The sequence below is a fragment of the Mesorhizobium sp. SEMIA396 genome, assembly GCF_024518615.1.
In the GTDB taxonomy this organism is placed as follows: Bacteria; Pseudomonadota; Alphaproteobacteria; order Rhizobiales; family Rhizobiaceae; genus Mesorhizobium.
Genome location: NZ_JANIFC010000004.1, coordinates 1 through 22,388, shown reverse-complemented (window position 1 = coordinate 22,388; position 22,388 = coordinate 1). Strand labels below are relative to the sequence as shown.

Genomic DNA, 22,388 nt, shown 5'->3' with positions numbered 1-22,388 from the left:
CGAGGCAGCGGCCGCGAATGCGGCATCATAGTGAATACCGATGTCAATTCGCGTCGGCCTTTGGTGGCCCGAGAGGAAACCGAAGGGAACTGACTGCGGCGCGACCGCCTACGTCATCGAGACGCTCGACCGGGTTCCGGCGCAGCTTCGCGTGGTCCGCATTATTCCGCCCCAAATAGACTTCTGCGAGACGGTGGTGCAACCGTCACCCGGAGCGGCCCCCATCGCCGGCGGCCCGCTAACGCTGACGTTGCTGGCGCAAGTTCGCCGCCCTTTCGGACGCCTTAATTGTGGTTTGAGTGCGCCGTCGAAAACAGTCTCAAGTTCCCCACCGACTGCCTGACGGACGCGTCCGGCCCCTCCGCATTTACTCTTTGGTAACCCTCCGAAGTCGGAAGACAAAACGTATCGGCTCCTTTTGCCTTCCATCGTGTTAGGGCTTGGAACAAACCAACGGAGCTGTGAGTAAAATGGCCACCGTAACCAACGCCAAGGGTGTTCCGCTCCCCTATAGTGGGTCCTCCGCAAAGTGGTACTCGGCAACGAATTCGGGCCCGGCCCTCTACGGCAGCATCTATAACGATTCGCTGTATGGCGACGGCAGCGTCAGCGTCACGATGTATGGCGGCAAGGGCGACGATATTTACTACCTGTACTCCGCGAAAAACAAAGCGGTGGAGCTGCCCAACGAGGGCATCGATACGATCTCGACCTGGATGAGCTACAGGCTGCCGGCGAATTTTGAGAATCTGACGGTCACGGGCGATAAACAATATGCCTTCGGAAACGCTCTGAACAATATCATCGTCGGCGGTTCCGGCCAGCAGACGCTCGACGGCTTGAAAGGCGACGATGTTCTCAAGGGTGGCTCCGGCGCTGACATTTTTGTCGTCAAACCGGGCAATGGCAGCGACCTCATTCTCGACTTCGGCGCCGACGACACCGTGCGCGTCGGAGGCTACGGCTTCACCTCCTTCGACCAGGTGCACGCCAACATGGTGCAGTCGGGATCGAACGTCCGACTCACCCTGTCGCCAACCGAGTTTCTCGTCTTCGCCAACAAGACCATCGACCAGTTCAGCGCCAACCAGTTCGATCTCGCCCTGGACAAGTCGCATCTGACGCTCACCTTCTCGGACGAGTTCAATACTTTGAACCTGCACAGCGGTTCTAGCGGGACCTGGGACACGAACTTCTGGTGGGGTGCTCCGAACGGCAGCTCGCTCACCACCAACAGCGAGCTTCAGTGGTATATCGACACCAGCTACGCCCCCACGAGTTCGGTCAACCCGTTCAGCGTCCAGGACGGTGTTCTCACCATTACGGCCGCCCGGGCTCCCGACGCGATCAAGCCCTACATAAACAACTATGATTACACGTCAGGTCTGTTGACGACCTACCATTCCTTCGCACAGACCTACGGCTATTTCGAAATTCGAGCTGACATGCCCGAAAAGCAGGGTGCATGGCCGGCCTTCTGGCTTCTTCCGGCGGATGGCTCCTGGCCGCCGGAACTGGACGCAGTGGAGATGGTCGGCCAGGATCCCAACAAGCTCACCCTGACCAGCCACTCGAACGCGACGGGGTCGCATACGAAAGTGACATCGACCGTATATGCAGCGGATACCGAAGGGTTCCACAAATATGGGGTGCTTTGGACCCCGAGCGAGCTGGTCTGGTATTTCGACGATGTCGAAGTTGCCCGCGCACCAACGCCTGCCGACATGCACAAGCCAATGTATATGCTGGTCAACCAGGCTGTCGGCGGCATGGCGGGAGCGCCCGCCGACGGGCTTGCCACCCCTTCTGAAATGCACGTCGACTATGTCCATGCCTACGCGCTGAATGATTGGTTCATCTAGGTGCCATGCTGGAAGATGGAGTGAAACCGACACCCTTCGCCAACCGGTCTTGGACGCGTTCATTGCCGCTTGCGCCCGCGCTGGACCCGAGGTGAAGGAAGATGTCTCACATCCATCCATCTGAGCCGCCGCGAACGACGCTCACGGCGATATTCGCTTCCTTTCGCCGGGCATTCGCCGGCATCGCCTTGATGAGCGGGGTCGTCAACGTCCTGGCGCTGACCGGCTCGTTCTTCATGCTGCAGGTCTACGATCGCGTCATTCCCGGCCGCAGCGTGCCGACGTTGGTCGGCCTTTGCGTGTTTGCGGGCACGCTGTTCGTCTTTCAGGGCGTCCTCGAACTGATCCGATCGCGGCTGCTGGTGCGTATCGGCATGGCGCTCGATGCGCGGCTCAGCGGGCAGGTGTACATCGCACTGATGCGTCTGCCGTTGCGCACGAAGCTCACCGGCGATGGCTTGCAATCATTGCGGGACCTCGATCAGGTCCGGTCGTTCCTGTCGAGCGCTGGGCCGACCGCGCTGTTCGACCTGCCTTGGATGCCGCTTTACCTCGCAATCTGTTTCCTGTTCCATTTCTGGATCGGCATGACTGCGCTGCTCGGCGCCGTCATCCTGTTTGGCCTGACCTTGCTTGCGGAGGTGCGCACCAGGCAGCCCGCGAAACGTGCCAACACGCAGGCCGCTGCGCGCAACACGCTGGCGGAGGCGACGCGCCGCAATGTCGAGGTGCTTCAGGCAATGGGTTTTGGCCCACGCATCGCCGAGCGCTGGTCAGGCATCAACGCCGACTATCTCAGCACCAATGCCAAGGCGAGCGATTTGGCGGGGACGCTCGGAACGACATCGAAAGTCGTGCGCATGATGCTTCAATCCGGCATCCTGGCGATCGGCGCCTGGCTCGTCATCCATCAGGAGGCGACGGGCGGCATCATGATCGCCAGTTCGATCATGATGAGCCGGGCGCTGGCGCCGATCGAACTCGCGATCGCGCATTGGAAGAGCTTCGTCAGCGCCCGACAGGCCTGGGCGCGCCTGACTCAGCTTCTGGGGCTGCTGCCCGAGGCAGCAACAAGTGTCTCGCTTCCGCCACCGTCGTTTCGCCTCTCGGTAGAGGGCATCAGTGTGGCGCCGCCGGGCGAGCGTCGCCTTGTCGTTCAGGATGCGGGCTTCGTGCTGCAGAAGGGCGCCGGCCTCGGCATCATCGGTCCGAGCGCTTCGGGAAAATCCTCGCTCGTCAGAGCGATCGCCGGCGTCTGGCTGCCAGTGCGCGGTACCGTCAGGCTCGACGGTGCGACGCTCGACCAGTGGTCGTCGGAAGAACTCGGCAAGCATGTCGGTTATCTGCCGCAGGATGTCGAGTTGTTCGATGGCACCATTGCCGAGAACATAGCTCGCTTCGAACCCCAGCCCCCCTCGGACAAAATACTGGCCGCCGCGCGCGCCGCCGGTGTTCATGATCTGGTGGTTCACCTGCCTGACGGTTATGAAACGCGTATCGGCGAGGCCGGGGCGGCGCTTTCGGCGGGCCAGCGACAGAGGGTCGCCTTGGCGCGTGCTCTCTATGGCGATCCGTTTCTTGTCATACTCGACGAGCCGAATTCCAATCTCGATGCCGACGGCGAAGCCGCCTTGACGGCGGCGATCCAGGGCGTGCGCGACAGAGGCGGCATGGCCATCGTGGTGGCGCATCGCCCGAGTGCATTGCAAAGCCTTGACCAGATCCTTGTCATGACGAACGGCAGTATTCAGGCCTTTGGCCCGAAGAATGAGATCATGACCAAGGTGACCCGCCCCATCAGTGTTCCGTTAAAAGTTGTCTCAAGTCCTGAAGAGGCGGCGCTCTGATGGCGGAGAGAGCGACATCGGTGATCGACCGGACCATTCGACGTTATCTGCTCGGCGGCGTTGCGACCTCCATCCTTCTGGTCGGTGGAGCGGGCAGCCTTGCAGCGGTGACCGACCTCTCCGGCGCAGTCATTGCCTCGGGAAAGCTGGTTGTCGATTCCAGCGTCAAAAAGGTGCAGCATCCAACCGGCGGCGTGGTCGGCCAGATCTTCGTGCGCGAAGGCGATGCCGTGCAAGCGGGACAGGTTTTGATTCATCTCGATGAAACCGTCACCCGCGCCAATCTGGCCATTGTCACCAAGAGCGCGGATGAACTCGATGCCCGCCTGGCACGTCTCAAAGCCGAGCGCGACGGTGCGGACGCCATCGGTTTTCCGCCGTCGCTGATGTCTCGGCGGGACGATCCGGATGCCAGCGGCACAATGGCCGGAGAGCAGTCGCTCTTCGAGTTCCGCCGGCAGGCGCGCGCTGGCCAGAAGGCGCAGTTGGCGGAACGTATCTCCCAGCTCGCCGAAGAAGTCTCCGGCCTGACCGAGCAAAAGGACGCCAAGAGCCAGGAAATCAAGCTGATCGGAACCGAGCTCGCGGGTATGCGCACACTATGGCAGCGCAAGCTGGTCTCGATCGATCGCATCACCGCTCTCGAGCGCGAGGCCGTGCGGCTGGAGGCTGAACATGGGCAGCTGACCGCCGCGATAGCGCAGTCGAAAGGCCGCACGTCGGAAATCCGCCTGCAAATCATCCAGATCGATCAGGATCTGCGCAGCGAAGTCGCCACCGAACTGCGTGAGGTCCAGGCAAAACTCTCGGAACTCGTCGAACGCAAGGTATCGGCCGAGGACCAGCTCAAGCGCATCGACATTCGCAGCCCGCAGGCCGGCGTCGTCCTCCAGCTTGCCGTACATACGATTGGGGGTGTCATCACTGCGGGCGAACCGGTCATGCTCATCGTGCCGGTCGCGGACCAACTGACCGTCGAAGCCCGTGTCGCCCCACAGGACATCGATCAGATGAAACAGGGGCAGGAGGCGACGCTGCGGCTTTCGGCCTTCAATCAGCGCACAACGCCTGAACTCAACGGAACCGTCAGCAAGATCTCCGCCGATCTCAGCACCGACGAGCGCACCGGCACCGGTTATTACACCGTGCATATCGTTTTGCCGCGCACGGAACTTGCCAGACTCAAAAGACTGACCCTGGCGCCCGGCATGCCGGTCGAGGTGTTCTTCTCGACCAGCAGCCGCACGATGCTGTCCTATCTCGTCAAGCCCTTGGCCGATCAGATCCAGCGAGCATTCCGGGAGGAGTGAAACGCGCCCGGGCTGCAGCGACCGGCCGCTCCCCGTCTCGAGCTCTTCATTGGGCCTGCCGCCTGCGTGATGCTGCCGGCGGGCTCGGGTGTCACAACCGAAATCGATGACCGCGACAATCCCTTTTCGAACCGACGTGAGGAACATGCATCCGCAAGCGAAGTTCGGATTTGCATGGTGTGAGAACACTCCCTCCCTCAAGTCCAAGCTCTGGTGCAGGGCCCGTCGCTGTGACCTCAGCGGCGAGCCTACCTGCAAAGCCGGCAAGCGTTAAATCTTTTCATAAGGCTGGAACCTGTTTCTGAATCGAAGTTGGGTTTGCAGCTTGGCTTCCAACCCCGGCCAAGCCTCAAAAGCAAGGCCCGCCGCTGTAGTTGTGTCCTCAGTGGCGGGCCTATTTCGTCTGTCGCCGAATGTTATATAAGTATTCTCTAAACTAATAGAACATCCAATGAACGCAAAGGGAGTGAAATGCATGTATCAGACATTGGATTTCAAGAATAAGACTTTGGTCTGCTAAGAAATAGCCCACCATCAAGGGACGATAGAGGGCCTTGAAGCCGCTAAAAGCCTCGCGGAATCGGCCGCTATACTGCGGTACTGTGACTGTGACTAATAGTTCCGGATTGTGGATTGTCGGAAACGTACAATCGCCCGTTATTATCCGGCACAACTATTTTCGCGTCAAACGCTCCACGGTCTCAATAATGGCCTTCGCCAGCGCTCGGACTAGCTTCAATGCGGCGCGTTCGCCAATTTCTTCGGTTGCCACAGGGGCATCGATTCCACGTAGCAAAAAGGGAGGTCGGCACGATCAACTACCAAGCACCGGTGACGGTGAGCATGCCGACCAATCTGGGCACAAAGGTGGCTAAATGACCAGACCTACAAGCTACTGGCAGAATGAAAGCGCAGCAATTAGTCCCGATGGCCTAGACTGCCCGTCAAGCGATTCCGCGATCACACCATAGGCATTAAAGCCGGTCATATATTAGCTTGTGCTTGCGGCGGCCCACCCCCGCCCGCCCGGCCGGCGCCTAACGTCCCAACAAACCCGCCACAGGCGTCGGCCACCCTCGCCTCGGTCGCCTCCGAGATGTGCAGTGTTGAGTGGATGCGTCGTCGCGTCGAGGGCCCGTGGCTTCGCCTCTCGGATAGCTCGCAAGGTCGCATGGCGTAGTTTGTCCTGGCGCTTGAAGGTCTTCACGCGGCCGATAAGGCTGCCGCTGCTCGGGCACTCCAACCTCGATGAGGCGTATAAGGCCGCGCTCGCGGGCGCAGTTCGCGGAGCGGGGGTGAGGTCTGTTGCGTGCGTCACCTGCGTGGTCGCAAACGGAGGTCGGCTAGTCCGCCGAATGACTTTATCGCCGTAGCTTCCCTACTCCCACTCGATTGTTCAAACAGCGTATAAGCCATTGAAATCACTGTCAAATATTTTTCAGCGCCGTGCAAACTCCGACATGAGACCGTCAAAAAGTTACGCTTTTGATTTTGAAGGGGAAATCGCCGCAGAAAATATTTTGAGGTTTCACCAACTATCGACGTCAATCGGACGTTTTTTGCACTTTGCCGCGCCTAACGGAGCGCCCTACTCCGCTTCGAAAAGTACCGTCAGCGGGCCATTTCACGCCACACAACTTGCGCCATTTGGCCCCAAGCGGACAGGGCCGGATGATCCGATCGATGGTGGCGGCCACGGTCTCAGGATGCATTCCCCTCAGGATCTTCAGGGGGACACCGCCCCGAGCGGGTGACCTTATTCAAGACTTCGTTCTTCGGTCCTATCGGTAAAGCTCGATGTGCGAATCCGAATAGCGCCTCGTGTCTAATGCCCTGCGTCGTAGGTGATCGAAATCCTAGAAGACGGTTCCCTGACAAACAGACCTTCCCCAGGAGACTCGCGAACCGCATCCAGAACCAAACGCTTCGGGATGCCAGCTTTAACGACCAGCGTACTTACAACTTGAGAAACGGATAGAGATGAAGCAGTGGACACTTCGGCAATCGTCGGGAAGCGCGCTAGACTGACGGCCGCAAACCGCGCTCGAATTCGCCATCAACAACCCGTTGAGCAAGCCTCTGCGAGATGTCGGCGTAAAAGCCAGGCTGGCTAAGATCCGTTACCGTGACGCCGGCCTTGCCGGCCATATGTGCCGCAATCACATCCAGAAGCGGCTTTCCTGCGCTGTCGGCGCCGACTGCAATCTTCATTGGTCCTTCCTTCCGTTTTTGCTGTTCGTCCGTTCAACGCCCTCAACGGCGTTGGGGACCTTGCTCGGGGCGTGCTCACCAGACATTTCGGCCAATGGTGAGCTTTCGTATATCCTCCCACTGCTTGACATTTGTCGATCTCTAATCGACTATTGTAAAAATCGACATCGAGGAACGAAGACCAGTCGTGTCGATCCGCTCGCGCCAAGGGAGGGTGCCGGGCGTCCATGGGAGAGAGAAATTGCAATTTTTGCTCGAGGTGGAAGGGCTGAAGAAGTCCTTCGGTGGCGTCGCAGCCCTGCGCGAGGGCCGCCTTCAACTTCGCGCCGGCACCGTCCATGCACTCTGCGGCGGCAACGGCGCGGGCAAGTCGACCTTTCTCAAGACCCTGATGGGTATCCTCAAGCGCGATGCCGGCTCGATCCGCCGCCGCGGCAAGGACGTGGAATTCGCAGGCCCGGCCGACGCATTGGCCTCGGGCATTGCCATTATCGAGCAGGAACTCAGCCCCGTCCCTCACATGTCGGTTGCGGAGAACATCTATCTCGGCCGCGAGCCTTCGGCGCGGTTCGGCGGCATCGATTTCCGCGCGATGAACCGGTCCGCGCAGAAGCTGCTGGACGATCTCGAATTCGATATCCGAGCCACGCAATACATGATGACCCTCTCGGTCGCGCAGATGCAGCTCGTCGAGATTGCCAAGGCGCTCAGCCACGATGCCGAGGTCATCTTCATGGATGAGCCGACCTCGGCGATCGGCGAGCGCGAGGCGCAGCATCTGTTTGCGGCGATCCGCCGCCTGCAGGCCCAGGGCCGCGGCATCGTCTATGTTTCCCACCGGCTGTCGGAGATCTTCCAGATCGCCGATTCCTACACGGTCTTTCGCGACGGGGCCTATGTCGGCAGCGGGACGCTGGCCGACATCGACCGACCCGGTCTCATTCGCATGATCGTCGGCCGCGAGCTGTCGGAAGAATACATCAAGACCAACACACCCACCTTGGAAACCGGCCTCGAAGTTGCCGGGCTGAGTTGCCCCAACAAAATCGAGGATATCTCCTTCTCCGTGCGCAAGGGCGAGATCTTCGGCATCTACGGCCTGATGGGCGCCGGACGGACGGAGATCTTCAATTGTCTGTTCGGGCTCGACAAGCCTTCGGCGGGAAGCGTCTCGGTCGACGGAGTGAAGATAGCCGTTTCGAAGCCATCGGATGCCATGGCGCATGGGCTGGCACTAGTCACCGAGGACCGCAAGCTGACCGGCCTCAATCCGAGCGCCTCCGTTCGTGCCAACATTTGCATGGCGAGCCTGCCGGAAATGAGCCCTGCCTTTGCCATGGATCGCGCCCGGGAGGCGCAGGCAAGCCAGCAGATGCAGGAGCGGTTTCAGATCAAGGCGGCGCGCGACACGATGCCGGTTTCCGGCCTTTCAGGCGGCAACCAGCAGAAGGTGGTGCTGGGCAAATGGTTCCTTCGAAATCCGAAGGTCCTTCTTCTGGACGAGCCGACCCGCGGCGTCGACGTCGGCGCCAAGCGTGAAATCTATCGAATCATCTGCGAATTCGCCGCTGTCGGCGGCACGGTGGTCATGATCTCGTCGGAAATCGACGAGGTTCTGGGCATGTCGGATCGGATCATGGTGATGCGCGCCGGCCGAAGCGCCGGCATCTACAGCCGGGAGGAAACGGATGCCCAATCACTCGTCCACCTTTCAACATGAGCAAGGACTGGGTGCCCGTCCGGCAGCAGAGGAGTCAGTAATGTCGGTTGGCGACAAGGAGAATACGAATGGCTGGCTCGGTTCGGAGCAGCGCCGGATGCTGATCCAGGAATACGGCATCTTCCTTGCGTTCCTCATCCTGGCGGCCGTGCTGTCGGTCTCCAACGAGTTCTTTTTGACCGCCGGCAACATCTCCAACGTGCTGTTGCAGACCTCTATCAACGGTGTCCTCGCCATCGGCATGACCTTCGTGATCCTCACGCGCGGCATCGACCTTTCGGTCGGTTCCATCGTCGCGCTTGCCGGCCTCATCAGCGCCAGCTTCGTCACCACATCCGCCACCGCCGGGATTGCAGGCGCGCCCTACCCTGTCGTCTTCGGCCTCGGCATCGGCCTGCTGGTCGGCGTTGCCTGCGGCGCCGTCTCCGGCGTGATTGTGTCGCGGTTTTCCGTGCCGGCCTTCGTGGCGACGCTCGGCATGCTGTCGGCGGCACGCGGACTGACGCTGATCTATGGCGGCGGCCGACCTGTTCCCGCGCTGACGCCGGCCTTTCGCTGGATCGGCACGGGCGACGTCCTTGGCTTGCCCGCACCGGTCATCATTCTGGTGGTGGTGTTCGCCGTCTCCTGGTGGATCCTCAACCGGACCCGCTTCGGCCGTTACATCTATGCCGTTGGCGGCAACCCTCACGCCGCCAGGACCTCGGGCATCAACACGACCCGCATTCAGTTCGTCGTCTATGTCATCTCCGGCGGTCTTGCCGGCCTCGCCGGAATGCTGCTCAGCGCCCGCACCGGCTCCGCGCTGCCGCAGGCCGGCATTGCCTATGAACTGGACGCGATCGCGGCGGTGGTGATCGGAGGAACCAGCCTTTCGGGAGGGGTCGGCCGGGTGACCGGCACGCTGATTGGCGCGCTGATCATCGGCGTCATGAACAACGGCCTCGACCTGATGGGAATCCAATCCTATTACCAGCAAGTGCTCAAGGGCGCCCTCATCGTCGGCGCCGTGATGCTCGACCAGAAGAGAAACTACGGGGCCTAAGCCCCCTTTCGGGATCGGACCTGCACAACGCGTGTCCGTTGATAGGCGAACCATGTCGGTCGCTCACTTGAGGTGGAGGTACGAAATGAAAAGATTGATGATAGCGCTCGCATCCGCGACCGCGTTGTTGGCCTCGCCGGCCATGGCGCAGGAGAAGATCAAGATCGGCGCGGCGCCTTACGGATTGAATGCCGAGTTCATGCAGATCTGGGCGGCAGCGCTTCAGGATCATCCGGCCGTCAAGAGCGGTGAAGTCGAGCTGACGATCTTCGACGGCCGCTATGATGCCCTGGTCCAGCAGGACCAGTTCAAGACGATGGTCACGCAGAAATACAATGCGATCATCTTCGCGCCGATCGATGTCGACGCGGGCGCGGCTGCCGTGCAGTCGGCCGCCGATGCCGGCATCCCGGTTGTCGGCTCGAACACCCGCGTCAATTCCGACCTGCTGGCCTCTTATGTCGGATCCGACGACACGATCTCTGGCTACATGGAAGCCAAGACCGTGCTCGACAAGATCGGCTGCAAGGGCAATGTGGTCATCCTCGAAGGACCAGTGGGGCAGTCCGCGCAGATCTCTCGTCTCGAAGGCAACAAGAAGGCGCTTGCCGAGTGCCCGGATGTCAAGATCCTCGAAGATCAGACAGCAAACTGGTCGCGCGCCGAAGCCCAGACGCTGATGGAAAACTGGCTCACCGCGCACCCCAAGCAGATCAATGGCGTGATCGGCCAGAACGACGAAATGGCGCTCGGGGCGATCGAGGCGATCAAGGCCGCAGGCCTGGACGTGAAGAGCTTCGCCATTGCCGGCATCGACGGCATCACCGATGCGCTGCACGCCGTCAAGGCCGGCGAGATGACATCGATCCTTCAGGACGCGCGCGCCCAGGCACAAGGCGCGCTCGATCTTGCCATCTTCAATGCCAAGAAGGGCGACTACAAACCACAGTCCGACATCTGGGCAACCTACAAGGACATGCCGTGGAAGGACGGCAAGGAGAAGATCTACAATGTGCCATGGACGCCGGTGACGGCGGAAAACGTCGACAAGCTTCTTGCGACGCGCAAGTAACGCAGCACTGGGGTGTGCTTTCTTGCACACCCCACTTTTCAACAGGCCGAGAAGAGAACCATGACGGATTCAGTACGGGTTGATCTCAACTTTTCACTTGGCGGCAAGGTCGCTCTGGTCACCGGCGGCGCCTCCGGCATCGGCAGTGCGATTGCCTCGGCATTTGCCGAGAAAGGGGCTGCGGTCGGCGTGATCGATATCAATGAATCGGTTGCGCGATCGAAGGCCGACGAACTCGGCAACGGCGCGAAGTCCTTCGTCTGCGATGTGTCCGATCCGCAATCCGTGGAGGCCGTGTTTGCCGCGGCGCAAGCCGCTTTCGGTCACATAGACATCGTCGTCAACAGCGCCGGCGTCGTTATGCTTGCTCCCGCCGAGGAGCTCAGTCTCGATGCCTGGGACAAGACCATCGCCATCAATCTTAAGGGAACGTTCCTTGTGTCCCAGGCCGCGGGACGCGTCCTGATCAAGGCCGGCAAAGGCGGCAAGATCATCAACATGGCGTCGCAGGCCGGCACCGTCGCGATCGACCAGCACGTTGCCTATTGCGCCTCGAAATTCGGCGTCATCGGCCTGTCCAAGACGCTGGCCGCCGAATGGGGCAAGCATGGCATCACCGTGAATACGATATCGCCTACCGTGGTTCTGACCGAGCTTGGCAAAAAAGCCTGGGACGGCCCACGTGGCGAGGCGCTGAAGCAACGCATTCCGACCGGCCGCTTTGCCTTCCCCGAAGAAATAGCCGCCGCGGCGGTGTTTCTGGCATCGAACGCCGCCGACATGATCAACGGCGCCGACCTGCTGGTCGATGGCGGCTACACCATAATCTGACCGGCGCAAGATTGGAGCAACAATGCAGCGGTTTATCAACAATCCCGACGAGGTCGTCGAGGATACGGTCAAGGGCTTCGTCAAGGCGCATGCCGACATCGTCAGGCTCGGCGACAATCCCCGCGTCATCGTCGCCCGCCAGGCGCCGGTCAGCGGCAAGGTCGGCGTCATCACCGGCGGCGGCTCCGGCCACGAGCCTGCCTTCATCGGCTATGCCGGACGCAACATGCTGGACGCGGTTGCGGTCGGCGAGCTGTTTTCGTCGCCGACAGCAAAGAGCTTCTTCGACGCCGCGCGCGAAGCCAATGGCGGCAAGGGTGTCGTCTGCCTGTACGGTAATTATGCCGGCGACAACATGAATGTGAAAATGGCCATCAAGCTCGCCGCCAAGGACGGCATCGAGATCGCAACGGTCGTTGCCAACGACGATGTGTGCTCGGCGGGACCGGATGAGCGCCACAAGCGCCGCGGCGTTGCCGGCGAGATCTTCATGTGGAAATGCGCCGGCGCCAAGGCCGCGGAAAGTGCCGATCTCGCGGACGTGCAGGCAGTGGCGCAAAGGGCGATCGACAACTGCCGCTCGATTGGTGTTGGCCTTGGCCCTTGTACGCTGCCCGCCGTGGGGCACCCCAACTTTCTGATCGAACCGGGCACGATGGAAGTCGGCATCGGCCATCACGGTGAACCGGGCGTCAGGATCGAGCCGCTGAAGCCCGCGGCCGAGATCGCGCGGGACATGGTCAAGATCGTCCTGGACGATCATGACCTTGCGGCCGGAACCGAGGTTGCGGTCCTGGTGTCCGGCCTCGGCGCAACGCCGGTCAACGAACTCTACATCCTCAACGGCACGATCGAACAGGAAATCGCCGGGCGCGGATTGAACATCTACAGAACCTACATCGGCAACTATTTCACCTCGCTGGAAATGGTCGGAGCCACGCTCACGGTCATGGCGCTCGACGCCGAACTGAAAAGGCTGCTGGACGTGGACGTCGATTGTCCCGCAAGGCTCTAGGAGACAGACGAATGCAGCACTTTGACAACGCTTCCGCCGGCGACATCGTTCTTTCGATCGCGGATCGGATCATCGAAAATCGGGCCTATCTGAGCGAGATCGACGGCAAGATCGGTGACGGCGACCACGGCGTCAACATGGCCAAGGGCTTCGGCATGGCCGCGGAGCGAATCAGGGGCAACGACGTGTCGCTGGCCACGGCGCTCGATACGCTGGGCACGGTGTTGATGACGGAGATCGGTGGCTCGATGGGACCACTCTACGGCGTCATGTTCACGCAATTCGCCGAAACCATCGAGACATCGCCGTCCATCGACGCAAAGACCTTCAGTGCCATGCTAACCAACGGTCTTGAAGGCGTCCAGGCGATCGGATCCGCCAAGGTCGGCGACAAGACGCTGCTTGATACCCTCGTTCCGGCCATCGAGGCTTTCGACGGCGCCAACGCCGACGGCAAGCCGTTCCCGGAAGCCCTGGATGCGCTGGTTGTCGCGGCCGAAAAGGGTCGCGACGGCACGAAGGATCTGGTGGCGAAGATTGGCCGGGCCAGCCGCCTGGGCGAACGCTCGCTCGGCGTCCTCGATGCCGGCGCCACATCCTGTGCCTTGATCCTGAAGGCCCTGGCGCTTGGTGCCAGGCAGAAACTGCAGCTGTCGGCGACGGCAGGTCGTTGAATTGTGAAGTATGCTCCTCCCGAGCAATGGCTCCCGGCTGACCTTCCAGCCGGGAGCGAGCCAGAGCATGATCCCGAAAAGTGGAATTCGGTTTTCTCGGACAAACGGAAACCATTTGTCCAGAGATCATGCTCAAACAGAGCCAGAGCCCCATCCAGATCTCATCGGGATGGGGCAGGTTCTGGTGCCTGATCGGAGCCAGATTGAGAGTTCGCCCGTTTGCGCTCATCTTGGCGATCGATCTTGGGATTCGGGGAAACCGGGCAGCATGACCGTCAAGACACCATCAGCACGGAAGAACGGAACCGTGCGAGCCGGAGCCGACGCTACGGCTGAACCCATTCCGTTGCGCTATGGCGACGACCCCTATGTCTGGGCCTGCTGGCTCTATTACGAAGATCGCATGACGCAGGGCGATATCGCCGACATCATGGGCATTTCGCGGGCGACGGTGAACAGTTATTTGGCTGATGCGCGCGCCAGGGGGATCGTCAACATTTCCCTCGAGCCATCGCGGCTGAGTTCACTCTCGATCGCGCAGGAACTCAAACGTCACTTCGGCCTGCATGACTGTCTCGTCGTGCCGAGCGACGACAATGCGCGGCCGCTGATCGATCGCCTTGGCGGTGCTGCGGGCCAAGCCCTGAACAAGCTTTTGAAATCCGGCGACACGCTTGCGGTTGCCTGGGGACGAACGGTGCTGGCGATCGGCGAGCAGGCGTCGGTGCCTGCCCTTCAGGACGTCACCGTCGTTCAGGCCACCGGCGGAACGAGCGCCAGTTTTGCTTACACGCCGGAGCTCTGCGCCTCCGCCATCGCCAGCGCGATCAAGGCAAAGCTGATCAACATCACAGCGCCTGCGGTGGTTTCCACGGCTGAAGTGCGCGACATCCTGTTGCGCGAGACGCTCATTGCAAGCCAGTTCGACGCGCTTTCCAAAGCCAACAAGGCGCTGTTCGGCGTCTCTTCGCTACGGCCAAATTCAACGATCCACACCAGCGGCTTCTTTGAATCGGTTTCGTTGCAGCAATATCTCGCCAAGGGTGCGGTGGGCGTGGTTGCCGGCCGCTTCATCGATGGTCAAGGCCATCCGGTGGCCGGCCCGCTCGACGACCGGACGATCGGGATATCGCTGCAGATGCTGAAGTCCATCGGCCTGCGGATCGCGGTTGCCGGCGGTTTCGACAAGGTGCCGGCAATCCTCGCCGCGCTGCGCGGCGGCTACGTCAATGTGCTTATCACCGACGCTGCCACGGGGCGCGGCATCCTGAACGCCGATGGCGTGACAGAGCTTGACCAGAAGCTGTCGCAACGCCCGAAGGTCGACAACAGCGTGGCGCTGCCCAGCAACTTCCGGACCCATATCAAGAAATTCCTGAACGACCCCGACGATGTTGTCGAGGAGATGCTTGACGGCGCGTTGAAAGCCCACGCCGCCTACATCAAGCCGATCAAGGGGTCCCATCGTGCCCTTGTCGCCCGAAACGGGCCGAGGCCAGGCAAGGTAGGGCTTGTCATCGGCGGCGGCACCGGGCATGAGCCCTGCTTTCTCGGCTATGTCGGCAAGGGCCTCGCCGATGCGGTGGCGGTCGGCAACATCTTCTCGTCGCCTCCTCCGGGTCCGATCTTCCAGTGCGCCCAGGCCGCGTCGGGCGGCCAAGGCGTGCTCTTCGTCTACGGCAATTACGCCGGCGACGTGATGAATTTCGAAATGGCGGCCGAGATGGCGGCGGAAAACAGCATCGAGGTGCGGACGGTCGTGACGACGGACGATATTGCCTCCTCGCCGCTGGAGGACAGGGAGGGACGCCGCGGCGTTGCCGGCAACTTCTTCATGTTCAAGATCGCCGGAGCCGCCTGCGACCGCGGCTGGTCGCTCGAGGCCTGCGAGGCAGCAACCCGCAAGGCGAATGCACGGACATTCACTATGGGCGTCGCGCTGGAGCCCTGCTCCCTGCCGCAGACCCGCCGCCACAATTTCGAAATCGGTCCCGACGATATCGAAATCGGCATGGGCATCCACGGAGAACGTGGTGTTCTCCGCGAAAAGATGATGAGCGCCGATGAGATCACGGATCGGGTGATGGACCGCATCTTTTCGGAGATGAAACCGGCATCGGGCGACCGAGTCGCGGTGCTGATCAATTCATTTGGGGCGACGCCACTGATGGAGCTCTACATTCTCTTCAGACGCGTCGAGCAGCGGCTGAGTGCCAAGGACATCAAGATAGAGGCGAACTGGGTCGGGCACTATTGCACGTCGCTCGACATGGTCGGTGCGTCGATCTCGATCTTGCATCTCGACACCGAGTTGACGGACTTGTTGCATCATCCTTGCGATACCGCCTTCCTGAGGGTCGGCTGAGAACACAAGACATGCGCCCCACGAAGGGCTGCATCCTGCTTGAACTGGGAGGAACACGATGGCGGACAACGCGGCGCGGCAACTGAGCCGGATGTTCTATCGCATTTCCATCGCCATCGAGGCGGGAAAAGACCATCTCTCGGATCTGGACGGTGCCATTGGCGACGCCGACCACGGCATCACCATGTCCCTCGGCTTCATGGCAGTGAATGCGGAGCTGGCCAAACTCAACCTCGACGACACGCTTCCGTCGGAGGTTTTGACTGCGGCAGCGTCAGCCTTTCTCGATGCGGTCGGCGCATCTACGGGACCGCTTTATGCGACAGCGTTCCGGAGAGCAGCGCAAGCCCTCAAGCAGGAAGATTGCCTTTCATCCACAGGCCAGGCGGCAATTGTCGAGGCAATGACGACCGGCATCATGGAGCGCGGCAAGGGCCAACGCGGCGACAAGACGATGCTGGATGCATGGATTCCTGCAACGGAAGCCGCCGCCAGTGCGCGAGCCCGCGCAGCTTCAAGCATGGAAATGTGGAAAAGCATCCTGGAGGCAGCGGAAGCCGGCGCCAATTCGACACGATCCATGGTCGCTGCGCGCGGCAGGGCCGCCAGGCTGGGCGAGCGATCCCTGGGACACATGGATCCGGGTGCCGCCTCGGCCGTCATCATCCTGCGCGCGATGAAGGACACTTTTGGCGAACCGCAGGGATAGGCGGTTCTGGCGGCCGTGGCAGGCGGCGCACGCCGAACGATGGCCTGTCACCGAGTTAGCCTTTGACCGCTCCAGCGGTCATGGATTCCGATATCTGCCGATACATCACAAGCCCCAGCAATGCCGGCGGCAAGGCGCCCAGCATCATGACCGCGGAAGCGGTTCCCCATTTTACGCCACCGCCGCTTGCGGCGAAGAAGAAGGACGCGCCGACCGTCATCGGGACGGCACGACTGGTTGTCAGCATAAGGCCGAAGAGGAATTCGTTTCAGGCGGAGATGAAGGTTGTGACCAGCCGGGCGGATCACCGGCCGGACGATCATCATCATCACCTGCAAGGAGCTTGCGCCATCGACTTTCGCTGCCTCGTCGAGTTCGGCCGGCACATCGACCAGCGGCCACAGACCCCGTTGCGCCCCGATTCAGTCGTTGCAACAAACCTGTGTCCGAGACCAAGCCTTGGCATTACAGTCTCAAACGCTCTCCCTTGGGGTCGTACCAAGGCGTGAGCTGCGCGATAGCGGTGTATCGCTTCCACGCGACTTCGATCTCAAGTGGCGCGGCTGCGAGCCAGGTATCGTCGACGCCGTCCTCGCATTCCATGTAGCCCATGCCGAGCGAGGCCCGATGCGGTGGCCGTTCGGCGCCGACCTTCGCACAGCCGGTTCGGTCCGCATTGGAGGTCGCCCCAGCCGTCCTGCGGATCCGTTCGAGGCAATAGCCGACGGCATCGGCATGGTGCCAGAGAACCGCAAGGAGCAAGGGCTGTTCCTCGACCATTCGGTGGAGGACAATATTGCGATCAGTTCGCTCGACCGCTTCGTGGCGGCAGGCGCGTTCGGACTTCACCCCTTTTTCGCGGGCGAATGACACAGCGCGATGTCGGAGGGATGGCTTAGGCCCGCAGGCCAAGGTCAACGAGCCGCGTCAGGTCGTCGCTGAAGTCGGGGTAATGTCTGAGCGGCTGAAAATCGACAGGTTCGTTGCGTTCAGCCTGCATTGCCGGCGCAGCTGTAGAGCAGCAGCTACCTGATCGGCGAGGCCCTGCAGATGATCGGCGAGGATGCCGAGCGGGTCCGTCATGCTTCCCCCTCGCCGGAATCGGAACCAAAGCGGTAAATGACGGTTTGCTAATGGAATGGATGGCAATCAGGACGCCGAGGAATGGTTGAACTTTTGAATTTGGAAATGGCGGTCGCCAGACAACGCGCGAAGAGAGCCGAACTCTCCCTCAATCAGGCGAAGACGATGCTCGACGGCAAGCACGGGCTTGCGATCAGCCTTGCACTGTGCAGCCGCATAAGAGCCGGGCAGGCCCGAGCGCAAGCAGCCCGCCGGCGGCTGCTGAAGATCACACCCATTGAGGAGTCTAGACCATGATATTGTTCGAACCACTGGACTCGGACGGTCACAAGCGAAGCGTGCTTTACCACGCAGCGCGGTTGTCGATGCTCCATGATCGAACGCTGATGCGATTCGACAAGGTTGACGAAGCGGCCGACAAGGTTGAGCGTGCGGCCGCCGTGCTGGTTGATGTTACCCACGGCTCTGCCGTCGACGCTTTTCAGGAAGCGGTTTTCAGGAATTCGTCGGCGTTCCTTCGCCTCGAAGCGGGTCAGACACTCGGGCTCTGAGTCCCTCGATCGCCGAGGAAGCGGAAGCGATTCCAACCCCGTTCGCCGAGCATCGCTTAAGCCTGCTTGACCCGGCGCGCGACACGATGGCAGCGGAACGAAAGTCGTTGAACAAGGTTTACCCAACGAAGGGCGTTTTTCCTTTTAAGGGATTCGAAATAAAAACCCTCATCTTGGGCGCATTGGCCCTTTGTTTGGCCGCGCCTACGGTCGCTTCGGCGGATGAATTTATCGATCGAATCGACGAACAATGATAACCGAACGTCGCCGCCGAGGCTTCTATCTGCACCAGGCAAGTCCGAGCCCATCGGTTTTCAAGATGGCGTCAATGGTTTCCAGATGTGGGTGGAAATGATGTCTCGCAGTTCCGTGCGTACCGCGCGGAAGAGTGGGCGAAAGTTCGAGGACATTGGTCGCTGCGAGGAGGTCGCGAGGATCAGCTGTCGGGTAATCGGCGGGTCGAATGGCCAGACCTCGATGCGGCCAGCCTCGACAAGGAGATGCACGGAAGCATAGGGCAGAACCGTATAGCCAGTACCTTCCTCGACCAGCAGCAAGGTTGAAGGCATCGCCTCCAGCTCCATCTCGACACGCGGATAGATGCCATGCTCCGCCAGGGTATTATCAATGAGCCGCCGCAGCCCGTGCGGGCGGCTGGGCAGTATCATCGGCAGCTCAGCGAAGATGTTGAGGCCGACTGGCCCGCGCGGCAACACGCGCTCGGACAAGACCGGTCCGATCAGAAACAGTTCGTCATCGGCGAGCGGTTCGGTCAGCACGGAAGGATGGTTCGGCGAATTGTAGAGCACCGCGGCATCGATGCGACCGGCGATCAGCCATTCCAGGATATGGCCGCTGAAGCCTTCGATGACTTGCAGCGCGACATTGGGAAACTCGTTCTTGATCTTCTTGACCAGCGGCACCGTGAGCACGGTGCCGACCGAAGGCGGCACGGCCAGCACCAACCTTCCCTTCGGCGAGGATTTGAGGTTCGAGACGGCATTTTGCGCCAGCCGCATCCGCTCGACGATCTCGTCGGCATGAGCCTTCAAAAGCACGCCCGCCTCGGTCAGCACGACACCGCGGCCGTTGCGATAAAACAGCTCAACGCCGAGCTCCTCCTCAAGCCCGCGAATATGGCGCGTGACCATAGGCTGGGTGACATTGAGGTCGAGAGCGGCCTTTGAGAAGCTGCCAGCCGCACCGACGGCGATGAATACCTGTAGCTGCTTCGTGTCCAACTCTCACCCCAACCGTCCGCTGCTGCAGAGCCTCCGGGCTGACCCATCGGCGTCCGTGTCACATGCCGAACGGGTACTTCTGGCCTCGGACATTCAAGAACACGGCATAGACAGACGTTGTCGCCGTGATGAACAGCCGATTGTTGCGCGGCCCACCAAAGGCCAGGTTCGCAACCATTTCCGGCACCTGAATTTTCCCGATGAGTTCACCTTCGGGCGTATGGCATTGTACGCCATCCCATGCGCTGATCCAGAGATTACCCGCGATATCAACGCGAAAGCCATCTGGAATGCCGGGCGATATGTTTGCGAAGACGCGGGAATTTACCAATCTGTCGCCGTCGACGTCAAACTGCCTGACGTGATGTGGAGCGCTGCGGTCGGTGAGGAAGCCGGAGTCCGAAATATAAAGGTGCTTCTCGTCAGGCGAGAAGGCGAGCCCGTTCGGCATGGAGAAATCATCGGCAACGACTGTGATCATCCCCGACTGCGGATCGATCCTGTAAACGCGGCAGCCAGCCTGCTCCTGTAGGCCCTTGCGCCCGACATAGTCTGAAATGATCCCATAATTAGGATCGGTGAACCAGATGCTGCCGTCGGATTTCACGACCACATCGTTCGGCGAGTTCAAAGGCTTGCCATCGAAAGAGGCGGCCAGCACGGTGATCGAGCCGTCCCATTCGGTACGCACGACGCGGCGCTCCCCCTGCATGCATGTGATCAGCCTTCCGTTGCGATCGCGTGTGCTGCCGTTCGGGTTGCAGACATGGCTTCGGAACAGCGAAACCGCCCCCGTGTCCTCGTCCCATCGCAGCATGCGGTCGTTGGGGATATCGCTCCAGATCAGGGAGCGAAGATCGGCGAAATAGACCGGTCCCTCCGCCCAGCGATTTCCCGAATGGATGGTTTCGAGGAATGCGACCGGATCGATCAGGTCGCCGAACCGCGCGTCGATCATTTCGTAGCAGGACATCGGCCACCTCGCCTATGGCAGCCGGATCGCGACGGTCTTGGTCTCGGTGTAGAGTTGGAGCGCCTGCTCGCCGAGTTCGCGCCCCCAGCCCGATTGTTTGAACCCGCCGAAGGGCATGGTGACGTCATTGAAGTTGTGGCAGTTCACCCAGACCGTGCCGGATTTAATCTTTGCGGCCAGCCGATGCGCGGTGCCCAGATTGTTGGTCCAGATCGATGCGGCAAGGCCATACTCGGTGTCGTTGGCATCCTTGGCGAGTTTGTCCAGGTCCTCGTCGTCGAAAGGCATCGCACAGGCCACCGGTCCGAATATCTCTTCGCGGATCACCGACATGTCCGGCCGCGTCCGGGAAATGACCGTCGGCTTGACGAAATAGCCGACGTCACCCGCACGCCCGCCGCCCGTGACGATCTCGGCGCCGTCACTCCTGCCTTCCGAGATCAGTCGGGTGATGCGTTCCATCTGCTGCTGAGAGACGACGGGGCCAAGCTCCGTCGCAGGGTCAAGCCCGGCGCCGAGCTTCAGCTTTTCGGCGCGCGCCGCGATCCCGGACATGACCTTGTCGTAGATCTTCTTGTGAACGAAGAAACGCGTTCCCGCGCCGCAGCTCTGCCCGGCATTGAAGAATGCCGCGCTCGAGGCGCCGGCCACCGCCATGTCGATATCGGCGTCGCCCAGCACGATGGTCGGCGCCTTGCCACCAAGCTCAAGGCTGACCTTCTTGAGATTGCCGGTCGCGGCGCGAGCGATCAGCCGACCGACTTCGGTCGAACCGGTGAAAGCCACCTTGTCGATATCGGGATGGGCCGCCATCGCCGCGCCAACCGTTTGGCCAAAGCCGGTCAGGATATTGACCACACCTTCCGGAAAGCCGGCTTCCTGAACCAGCTTGCCAAAGTAGAGCGCTCCGAGCGGCGTCTGCTCGGCCGGCTTGAGCACGATGGTGCAGCCGGCCGCCAGTGCCGGCCCCACCTTCCAGGCGAGCATGCTGAGCGGGAAGTTCCACGGGATGATCTGGCCGACGACGCCGACCGGCTCGCGGCGGGTGTAGGCATGCCAGTCGCCCGGTGCGTTGACCGTCATCGTCTCGCCATTGATCTTGGTGGCCCACCCCGCATAGTAGCGGAGCGTCTCGGCCGTGAACGGCACCTCGCCATTGCGGGAATCGCCGATCGGTTTGCCACTCTCATAGGAATTGAGCGTCGCCAGCATATCGACATTGGTATCGATCAGATCGGCGAGTTTCCAGATCAGCCTGGCGCGCTCGGCCGGCACCATTTTCGACCATGGACCGTCGATCGCCGTTCGCGCGGCCCTGACCGCCAGATCGACATCGGCGCCATCTCCGGCCGGCACCTGCGCGATGACCCGGCCATTCGAGGGGTCGATGACGTCGAGCGACCGTCCGGAGGCCGCCGGCAGCCATGCGTTGCCGATCAGCATCGCGTGCTTGCCGCCGACGAACGCCGCCACCTTGGGATCGAGTGGTGGCACGGCATCGAAACGTATGTTCATGACTTCCTCCGAACGGTCTCTTCGATCAGCGCTGGACGAAAGGCGCGGGAACGGAATTCCCGGCATCGATCCAGATGCTTTTTTCCTGAAGATATTCGTAGATGGCGGTCTGGCCGTTCTCCCGGCCGATGCCCGACTGCTTGTAGCCGCCGAAAGGCGAGAGATAGCTGGTGGCGCGGTACATGTTGACCCAGACGCTGCCGGCCTCGAGCCGCTCGGGCAAGCGGATTGCACGTCCTAGGTGTGAGCTTTCGAGAGGTTGTCCATTCGGACCGGACCGAGGAGACTGGAGTTACCACGCTTCAGCATCCATCGGAGGGTCCGAATGAACATCCACAAGAATGCCCGTCTCACACCGCTGCGT

At 61.1% G+C, this 22,388-nt stretch carries 18 protein-coding genes and 3 pseudogenes; 13 read left to right on the top strand and 8 right to left on the bottom strand.

What is annotated here, in order from left to right:
* Nucleotides 1-470: 470 nt before the first annotated feature.
* From NP503_RS12245 to NP503_RS12235, 3 genes are all read left to right on the top strand, one after another.
* The gene (locus NP503_RS12245) at nucleotides 471-1,862 is read left to right on the top strand and encodes a family 16 glycosylhydrolase (protein ID WP_236383208.1); all 1,392 of its coding nucleotides are present in this window, start codon (nucleotides 471-473) and stop codon (nucleotides 1,860-1,862) included.
* Between the two features lie 101 nt (nucleotides 1,863-1,963).
* Entirely contained in the window at nucleotides 1,964-3,709 is a 1,746-nt protein-coding gene (locus NP503_RS12240) for a type I secretion system permease/ATPase (protein WP_236383210.1), read from the top strand.
* A complete protein-coding gene (locus NP503_RS12235) occupies nucleotides 3,709-5,019 on the top strand; it encodes an HlyD family type I secretion periplasmic adaptor subunit (RefSeq protein ID WP_236383211.1) in 1,311 nt (436 codons plus the stop codon). Before NP503_RS12240 ends, NP503_RS12235 begins: the two co-directional genes overlap by 1 nt.
* 2,034 nt (nucleotides 5,020-7,053) lie before the next feature.
* On the opposite strand, the pseudogene NP503_RS12230 reads toward NP503_RS12235, so the two are convergent.
* A pseudogene (locus NP503_RS12230) lies at nucleotides 7,054-7,230 on the bottom strand (ribose-5-phosphate isomerase); the annotation flags it as partial.
* A gap of 241 nt (nucleotides 7,231-7,471) precedes the next feature.
* On the opposite strand from NP503_RS12230, the gene NP503_RS12225 reads away from it, so the two are divergent.
* From NP503_RS12225 to dhaL (NP503_RS12190), 8 genes are all read left to right on the top strand, one after another.
* Entirely contained in the window at nucleotides 7,472-8,950 is a 1,479-nt protein-coding gene (locus NP503_RS12225; RefSeq protein WP_236383213.1) for a sugar ABC transporter ATP-binding protein, read from the top strand.
* Nucleotides 8,951-8,990: 40 nt separating this feature from the next.
* Nucleotides 8,991-9,995, top strand: coding sequence for an ABC transporter permease (locus NP503_RS12220; protein ID WP_127330535.1), 1,005 nt, complete (start codon nucleotides 8,991-8,993; stop codon nucleotides 9,993-9,995).
* A gap of 85 nt (nucleotides 9,996-10,080) precedes the next feature.
* On the top strand, nucleotides 10,081-11,067 hold the full coding sequence (locus NP503_RS12215) for a substrate-binding domain-containing protein (protein ID WP_127330537.1): 987 nt from the start codon (nucleotides 10,081-10,083) through the stop codon (nucleotides 11,065-11,067).
* A 60-nt stretch (nucleotides 11,068-11,127) separates the two neighbouring features.
* On the top strand, nucleotides 11,128-11,898 hold the full coding sequence (locus NP503_RS12210) for an SDR family oxidoreductase (protein WP_127330539.1): 771 nt from the start codon (nucleotides 11,128-11,130) through the stop codon (nucleotides 11,896-11,898).
* A gap of 22 nt (nucleotides 11,899-11,920) precedes the next feature.
* Nucleotides 11,921-12,913, top strand: coding sequence for a dihydroxyacetone kinase subunit DhaK (locus NP503_RS12205; protein WP_127330541.1), 993 nt, complete (start codon nucleotides 11,921-11,923; stop codon nucleotides 12,911-12,913).
* A gap of 11 nt (nucleotides 12,914-12,924) precedes the next feature.
* Entirely contained in the window at nucleotides 12,925-13,587 is a 663-nt protein-coding gene (gene dhaL, locus NP503_RS12200) for a dihydroxyacetone kinase subunit DhaL (protein WP_127330543.1), read from the top strand.
* 268 nt (nucleotides 13,588-13,855) lie between these two features.
* Nucleotides 13,856-15,952, top strand: a complete 2,097-nt coding sequence (locus NP503_RS12195; protein WP_236383214.1) for a bifunctional sugar-binding transcriptional regulator/dihydroxyacetone kinase subunit DhaK — start codon at nucleotides 13,856-13,858, stop codon at nucleotides 15,950-15,952.
* 58 nt (nucleotides 15,953-16,010) lie between these two features.
* Nucleotides 16,011-16,661, top strand: coding sequence for a dihydroxyacetone kinase subunit DhaL (gene dhaL, locus NP503_RS12190; protein ID WP_127330547.1), 651 nt, complete (start codon nucleotides 16,011-16,013; stop codon nucleotides 16,659-16,661).
* Between the two features lie 55 nt (nucleotides 16,662-16,716).
* On the opposite strand, the pseudogene NP503_RS12185 reads toward dhaL (NP503_RS12190), so the two are convergent.
* The 3 genes and pseudogenes from NP503_RS12185 to NP503_RS12175 form a co-directional block, all read right to left on the bottom strand.
* Nucleotides 16,717-17,050, bottom strand: a pseudogene (locus tag NP503_RS12185) (carbohydrate ABC transporter permease); the annotation flags it as partial.
* A gap of 76 nt (nucleotides 17,051-17,126) precedes the next feature.
* On the bottom strand, nucleotides 17,127-17,510 hold the full coding sequence (locus NP503_RS12180) for a hypothetical protein (RefSeq protein ID WP_256754972.1): 384 nt from the start codon (nucleotides 17,508-17,510) through the stop codon (nucleotides 17,127-17,129).
* A gap of 78 nt (nucleotides 17,511-17,588) precedes the next feature.
* On the bottom strand, nucleotides 17,589-17,744 hold the full coding sequence (locus NP503_RS12175; RefSeq protein WP_164762717.1) for a hypothetical protein: 156 nt from the start codon (nucleotides 17,742-17,744) through the stop codon (nucleotides 17,589-17,591).
* An 81-nt stretch (nucleotides 17,745-17,825) separates the two neighbouring features.
* On the opposite strand from NP503_RS12175, the gene NP503_RS12170 reads away from it, so the two are divergent.
* Both NP503_RS12170 and NP503_RS12165 read left to right on the top strand, forming a co-directional pair.
* Nucleotides 17,826-18,041, top strand: a complete 216-nt coding sequence (locus NP503_RS12170; protein ID WP_127330549.1) for a hypothetical protein — start codon at nucleotides 17,826-17,828, stop codon at nucleotides 18,039-18,041.
* A complete protein-coding gene (locus NP503_RS12165; protein ID WP_236383215.1) occupies nucleotides 18,038-18,295 on the top strand; it encodes a hypothetical protein in 258 nt (85 codons plus the stop codon). The genes NP503_RS12170 and NP503_RS12165 overlap by 4 nt, the downstream gene beginning before the upstream one ends.
* Nucleotides 18,296-18,609: 314 nt before the next feature.
* Here NP503_RS12165 and NP503_RS12160 read toward each other — a convergent pair whose 3' ends face one another.
* From NP503_RS12160 to NP503_RS12145, 4 genes and pseudogenes are all read right to left on the bottom strand, one after another.
* The gene (locus NP503_RS12160; RefSeq protein WP_112619573.1) at nucleotides 18,610-19,536 is read right to left on the bottom strand and encodes a LysR substrate-binding domain-containing protein; all 927 of its coding nucleotides are present in this window, start codon (nucleotides 19,534-19,536) and stop codon (nucleotides 18,610-18,612) included.
* 58 nt (nucleotides 19,537-19,594) lie between these two features.
* Nucleotides 19,595-20,509, bottom strand: coding sequence for an SMP-30/gluconolactonase/LRE family protein (locus NP503_RS12155; protein ID WP_127330553.1), 915 nt, complete (start codon nucleotides 20,507-20,509; stop codon nucleotides 19,595-19,597).
* Nucleotides 20,510-20,521: 12 nt separating this feature from the next.
* Complete coding sequence (locus NP503_RS12150; RefSeq protein WP_236383216.1) at nucleotides 20,522-22,024, bottom strand: aldehyde dehydrogenase family protein; 1,503 nt, start codon at nucleotides 22,022-22,024, stop codon at nucleotides 20,522-20,524.
* Between the two features lie 25 nt (nucleotides 22,025-22,049).
* Nucleotides 22,050-22,262 (bottom strand): annotated as a pseudogene (locus tag NP503_RS12145) (aldehyde dehydrogenase family protein); the annotation flags it as partial.
* Nucleotides 22,263-22,388 lie beyond the last annotated feature (126 nt).

What these genes read in the sequence shown, in the direction of transcription:
- NP503_RS12220 (WP_127330535.1), top strand. Translation starts at nt 8,991, where the DNA reads ATGTCGGTTGGCGACAAGGAGAATACGAATGGCTGGCTCGGTTCGGAG.
- NP503_RS12235 (WP_236383211.1), top strand. Translation starts at nt 3,709, where the DNA reads ATGGCGGAGAGAGCGACATCGGTGATCGACCGGACCATTCGACGTTAT.
- NP503_RS12175 (WP_164762717.1), bottom strand. Translation starts at nt 17,744, where the DNA reads ATGACGGACCCGCTCGGCATCCTCGCCGATCATCTGCAGGGCCTCGCC.
- dhaL (WP_127330543.1), top strand. Translation starts at nt 12,925, where the DNA reads ATGCAGCACTTTGACAACGCTTCCGCCGGCGACATCGTTCTTTCGATC.
- NP503_RS12215 (WP_127330537.1), top strand. Translation starts at nt 10,081, where the DNA reads ATGAAAAGATTGATGATAGCGCTCGCATCCGCGACCGCGTTGTTGGCC.
- NP503_RS12150 (WP_236383216.1), bottom strand. Translation starts at nt 22,024, where the DNA reads ATGAACATACGTTTCGATGCCGTGCCACCACTCGATCCCAAGGTGGCG.
- NP503_RS12195 (WP_236383214.1), top strand. Translation starts at nt 13,856, where the DNA reads ATGACCGTCAAGACACCATCAGCACGGAAGAACGGAACCGTGCGAGCC.
- NP503_RS12245 (WP_236383208.1), top strand. Translation starts at nt 471, where the DNA reads ATGGCCACCGTAACCAACGCCAAGGGTGTTCCGCTCCCCTATAGTGGG.
- NP503_RS12205 (WP_127330541.1), top strand. Translation starts at nt 11,921, where the DNA reads ATGCAGCGGTTTATCAACAATCCCGACGAGGTCGTCGAGGATACGGTC.
- NP503_RS12170 (WP_127330549.1), top strand. Translation starts at nt 17,826, where the DNA reads ATGGTTGAACTTTTGAATTTGGAAATGGCGGTCGCCAGACAACGCGCG.
- NP503_RS12210 (WP_127330539.1), top strand. Translation starts at nt 11,128, where the DNA reads ATGACGGATTCAGTACGGGTTGATCTCAACTTTTCACTTGGCGGCAAG.
- NP503_RS12165 (WP_236383215.1), top strand. Translation starts at nt 18,038, where the DNA reads ATGATATTGTTCGAACCACTGGACTCGGACGGTCACAAGCGAAGCGTG.
- NP503_RS12155 (WP_127330553.1), bottom strand. Translation starts at nt 20,509, where the DNA reads ATGTCCTGCTACGAAATGATCGACGCGCGGTTCGGCGACCTGATCGAT.
- NP503_RS12240 (WP_236383210.1), top strand. Translation starts at nt 1,964, where the DNA reads ATGTCTCACATCCATCCATCTGAGCCGCCGCGAACGACGCTCACGGCG.
- dhaL (WP_127330547.1), top strand. Translation starts at nt 16,011, where the DNA reads ATGGCGGACAACGCGGCGCGGCAACTGAGCCGGATGTTCTATCGCATT.